Genomic DNA, 339 nt, shown 5'->3' on the forward strand with positions numbered 1-339 from the left:
TCCAGCTACTGGCAACCAGGCGATAGCCTGACGATCAACCTGTTACCCACAATGGATGCCGCTGCAGCCCTGCGGGCGTCCCAGCACAGTAGCCCGAAACAGCTGCTCAAAACCTGGTTGGGGCAGCGTCTGACCCAAAAAATTGCGGAATGCTGGCTGGCAGCGACTGGAAGTTTGGCGGATCAACCCTTGTCTGCCCTTAATGGAGCGCAAATGGATGCCTTGGCGCACCAGCTTCATCACTGGCAAGTCAAACCGGCGGGTACGGAAGGCTATCGTACCGCTGAGGTCGCGCTGGGAGGCGTGGATACCGATGCCTTGTCGTCTCGCACCATGGCC

The 339-nt window shown here is 59.3% G+C and carries 1 pseudogene; it reads left to right on the plus strand.

What is annotated here, in order from left to right:
• Nucleotides 1-339 (plus strand): annotated as a pseudogene (locus Q4563_RS17740) (NAD(P)/FAD-dependent oxidoreductase); the annotation flags it as partial.

Source organism: Gilvimarinus sp. 1_MG-2023, from assembly GCF_030548285.1.